This window comes from Portibacter marinus, from assembly GCF_021533195.1.
In the GTDB taxonomy this organism is placed as follows: Bacteria; Bacteroidota; Bacteroidia; order Chitinophagales; family Saprospiraceae; genus Portibacter; species Portibacter marinus.
Genome location: NZ_JAJNKB010000027.1, coordinates 1 through 4,792, shown reverse-complemented (window position 1 = coordinate 4,792; position 4,792 = coordinate 1). Strand labels below are relative to the sequence as shown.

At 33.1% G+C, this 4,792-nt stretch carries 4 protein-coding genes; all 4 read left to right on the top strand.

Annotated features, from left to right (window positions below; translation table 11 throughout):
- Positions 1 to 213 precede the first annotated feature (213 nt).
- The 4 genes from L2567_RS20515 to L2567_RS20500 all read left to right on the top strand — a co-directional run bounded on the left by L2567_RS20515 (position 214) and on the right by L2567_RS20500 (position 4,595).
- Positions 214 to 1,038 carry a HipA family kinase gene (locus L2567_RS20515; RefSeq protein ID WP_235299736.1) on the top strand — a complete coding sequence of 275 codons (825 nt, stop codon included), beginning with the start codon at positions 214 to 216 and terminating at the stop codon, positions 1,036 to 1,038.
- The gene (locus tag L2567_RS20510; RefSeq protein ID WP_235299735.1) at positions 1,035 to 1,883 is read left to right on the top strand and encodes a hypothetical protein; all 849 of its coding nucleotides are present in this window, start codon (positions 1,035 to 1,037) and stop codon (positions 1,881 to 1,883) included. The genes L2567_RS20515 and L2567_RS20510 overlap by 4 nt, the downstream gene beginning before the upstream one ends.
- A 745-nt stretch (positions 1,884 to 2,628) precedes the next feature.
- The gene (locus L2567_RS20505; protein ID WP_235299734.1) at positions 2,629 to 3,516 is read left to right on the top strand and encodes a hypothetical protein; all 888 of its coding nucleotides are present in this window, start codon (positions 2,629 to 2,631) and stop codon (positions 3,514 to 3,516) included.
- Positions 3,517 to 3,782: 266 nt separating this feature from the next.
- Positions 3,783 to 4,595, top strand: coding sequence for a tetratricopeptide repeat protein (locus L2567_RS20500; protein ID WP_235299733.1), 813 nt, complete (start codon positions 3,783 to 3,785; stop codon positions 4,593 to 4,595).
- The last annotated feature ends 197 nt before the right edge of the window (positions 4,596 to 4,792 follow it).

Genomic DNA, 4,792 nt, shown 5'->3' with positions numbered 1-4,792 from the left:
GTGTCTTGAGATTTTTTTTTAGCAAAACGAAATATAACATGCGATAAGGAAGTAATTTCGCTGCAGAAGAGTCCTGATTGCAAGTATTGAATGAAATATTGCTACATTAGAAAACCGATCAAGATAGGGGAAAGCGAAACTCCTCCTATCGCTGGCCGTTATCTGTAAGAAGACTCAACATAAACCCCCAATGTAATTATATTTGTGGTAGCTATGAATATTTCAAGAAGTAATGCCATCTCAATTTTAAAAGAATTTGCTACTTCTGGACATAGACCACTTCTTGTTTTAGCAGATAGTTATGAAAAATACGTCGTAAAAAATGGAAAAGGACGAAAAGTACCGCTAGAAATACTCAATGAATTCATTTGCACCTCTCTTTTAAGTTCGTGGAATCTTCCTTTTGCAGAGCCATGTTTAATAAAAGTCGATACAAGCCTACTAGAATCAGCTAATCTATCAAGCAATCAGAACATAGATCACTTCACACCAAATTGTTTTGGATCAAAATATTTAGAAAATTCAGATGATGTAAATAATCTAATACTTGCAACTAAAAATAAGCACGACTTTAATAAGATTCTCAATCCTATGGAAGTTATAAAAATAGGTTTGTTTGATACATGGGTGGAAAACTTGGATAGAAGAAATCTCAATTACAACCTAATGTTGACTCATGAAAACGGTAAGATAAAATTTACTCCAATTGATCACTGCTTTGTATTTAACCAACTAGAATACAAAGAGTTAAATCCGGCTGTATTCAACCCTTCTGCTAATGAACATTTGCTAGATTCAGAATTAGGCGTGTTTTTGAAAAAGTATATCCCTATAACTCCTGAATTTTTAAAAAGTGAAAGGGATTATTTCTATTATTGTATCGGCGAATGTAAAAAAAATGTAATACAAGACTTAAATTTCCTACTTAAGACATTTAATTTACCTGAAAATACGTTTATTCCTTTACAAGCTTATTTATTTGACGAAAACAGAAGTGGTAAAGTTTTTGAAGAGTTTAAGTGTAGAATGTTGTTATGAAAAATTTCTATTCATTAATAAAAATATCTCCAAACCCAATAGTCGGCGACTCACTGGTGATAGGATTAGTTTTGTTTAGTGGTAAGAAATCACGTCTTTTTATTTCACAAGAGAAAAAGAATATCGCATATCGACTGTTATCTATTTCAAAAAAGGAATTGGACTCGATTATAAATACCATTTGCGAAAAGACTTATTCATCAGATGTATATGACTCTCAAGATCTTTTGTTTGAGAAGACAAACTATTTGGCTTCAAGTGAATATTTTAATTACTTGAATTCATATTCAAATGGACTGATTCAATTTTCAACTCCTTTTCTACTTAATAAAGAAATCAATGATAAAGATTTTGCAAGCTTAGTTAAATCCCTATTTAATGAATCTCTGGAATCTAATAAAAAGGAGGATTTCAAATTTGCAGATTTTCAAAATCACATTAATAATTTGTTGATTTCTAAAGTTAATGACAAAGTGCATGTAAACTTTCGATTTGAAAAAAGTAAATTTCCAGACATATTTTTTAACTATGAAATGGATGTCATTGGTAAAAATGGACAACTGATAGGAGCAAAATCATTGTCTTTTGAACAAAGTGTCCAAAGTCTCCAAAATAATATATATAAGTATTTCACTCTGATTCCAACGCTTTCTTCTAAGTTCAACACTTCTTTGAAAGACAATCTATTTTATCTAATATCAGATGAACCAGATTTATCCAAAAAGAATGTTCACCAATTATGGGAAACTATCAAACGAAACCCAATCATAGAGGTAATACCAGTCGAACAATCAAATTTAGTTGCTGAAAAAATTCTAGATAGAAAAGCAAGTAAGTTTTTATAAACTAAGTTCCTACAGATAACATGCTGCAAAGCCGATCATTCCTCCTCTGTCGGAACGACGCTTGCAGCTACGACGTTATATTTCATTTACCCTTGATTTTAGTAGGTTGGAATGACTTGAATAAACGCTTAAGCCGGCTTTCGCTCGTTACTTGATATCACTGATTCCCTGTGATGGACTTCAAATGTCCGATTGAATTTCCAAATGTTTGAATATTCACTGTAGCACCGTAGTCCGACTTTCTGCACAGCTTCGCTCATAAATCTCAATTGATTTAGTCTTTTTTAAACCTTTTGGCGCTATACTTTAGTTTTTTGGAGCATCTATCTGGTAGTCGCTCGCCTTAAACCATTCCATGCTTTCTCTTCGTGGCTCATCAATGGGGCTTTCGCTTTCGGCTTAACCTTTTAATGACATCGATGTGTGTCTTCAGATTTTTTTTAGCAAAACGAAATATAACATGCGATAAGGAAGTAATTTCGCTTCAGAAGAGTCCTGATTGCAAGTATTGAATGAAATATTGCTACATTAGAAAACCGATCAAGATAGAGGAAAGCGAAACTCCTCCTATCGCTGGCCGTTATGGCGAATTTAAAGTATGATCGATAGCAGATAATCTAACTCAAATCTTATTTAGACAATTGAAGCTATGTAAGTTGGTTGCGAATATATATCTTGTAGAATTTCAATCTTAGATTATATAATTGGGGATTTGCCTTGCATAGTAGCTGCCATAAATAACACTATGAAAAAGATTTTTACAATTTGGTTCTGCACAATAGCATACACCTCATTATTCGCCCAGTCAAATATTGATCTAATAAATTCACTGCCAATCACTGGAACAGTCAGAGCTCCAGATTTTGATATTGTTAGAGAATACTTTGCTAGTATCGATACGATCAGAAATACTTTGTATCTCAATGATTATCGGTTTCATCCCGAAAATGAAACACCCCATTTTCATCAATTGATGTATGAAATCCCAATAGCAAACATATATGCTAAAGGAATCTCTGTAGAGCAAAGTTTTGAGGATTCAAAAACTGTGCTTTACATAAAAATGAAATCAAATAAGAATTTTCCAACCTTCGCATGCTATTGGTTTTATGAAGATGAATTAGTGTGCGCACAACTGCAAGGATCTTTAGTACTCGGGCCATGGGATTATACGACAGCAAATTTCGAAGAGCTTCAAAACATTGTATCGAAATTAAAGTCTCAATTTCACAATTCTGAAGTGAAAGATGATGATAAACCTAAATCTGCCGGCATGATCTTTAAATATGGAAGCGAGAGAGCCAAAATGATGGGGAATAAAGACTTAGATGGAAAGTTGCATGACGAATTTTATCTCGCAGATGCTTTAATAAATAAACCTACATATAAAAATAAAAAGTCATTCAACACCACTATTCAACAAATCAACAAGGAAATTACAAAGAGCATAGATCCGCCTAAGAAATACAAATTTATTCACGTTTTGAATATTGATGAAAATGGTGAAGTAATTTCATATCAATCTTTATCAAACTACCAAGAGATAAAAAAGACCACTTTGAATTTTGAAAGATTTAAGCCTGCAGAAATAGCTGGTGAAAATGTCAAAAGTAAAATTGTATTTAGAGAATGATGAAAACTCGCCATAACACGCTGTCATCTCGTCATGGCTGCTATCGCTGACGCCACGACGGATACAGCTATCACGTTATGAGTAATTTGCGAATTCCGATAGGGTTCATAGAGATCTGTATTATGATAATTAAAGCAGCTGATCGCAATAAGTTCGCGATTAAAATCTTGTCACATTATAATCGGAAAAAGAATTGAAACTAGAAGACGCCCATAAGAAGATATCAACAAAAAACCTGATAATACATAGCTATATTAATCATAAAAATGTATAGACTTAAATTCCTAGTAATCATTTCCTTGCTAATACCCAATTCTTGTAAGAAAGGAATCGATTCTCAATCACTCAATCTTAGTATCCAGAGTGAGAAACTAGATAATCAGTTAGAAATAATCAGGTTAAACAAGCAAGCGATCCAATTAGACCCAAAAAACTACAGGGCTTTTAACAATCTCGCAATTGCTCAATTTAAAACCAATAAAGATACTAGTGAAGTTTTTGCCAACTTGAGAAAAGCGCTAGAAATTGCACCAGATTACGATAAGGCCTTTTATAACTTAATCAATATATATCACGCACTCAATGAAGACTCAAAAGTAATTTCCTTAGGAGAAGAGTATTTAGAAAAAAAATTAAATAATCATATTGTTGCATTAGTTGGTGAGTCTTACAATAATATTGAAAATTGGGCTGAAGCTAAATTCTACTTAGAAAGATCAATCAAACTTAATCCTAGCAACCCTGGTTCCTTTAAGGAACTTGGTAAAACACAAATGTTTCTAGGGAATTTGGATCTAGCTGAAACTTATTTAGACAAGGCGATTCAAATTGATTCAAATTATCACCAAGCTATCAACAGAAGAGCAATTGTTTTTTCAGAAAAGGGAGAATTTCAAAAAGCATTACAAGACTATAACAAGAGTATTTCATTACACGCAAGTGGTATTTATTTTTACAATAGAGCTATTTTATATGCAGAAAAACTACAGAAAATGGAAGAAGCCTGTAATGACTTACAATCAGCGATAAAATTATCAAATGAATTAGCGTTAGGATATTACAAGAAGCATTGCGACTAAAATAAAAATACTCATAACAGGTGGCGATGATGTAAGAGCTCCTAACGTCGCTCCTCCACATGCCACTAAACCGTTAGGCGGAATACGTTTCTCGTTTTGAAAGTTCTGAAAATTGATTCAGAATAGTTGACAAGGACGTGATTAGAGGATTGCGTTTGGGTGCATTGCCAGCGCACGTTAAATTGATAGCGTATTTC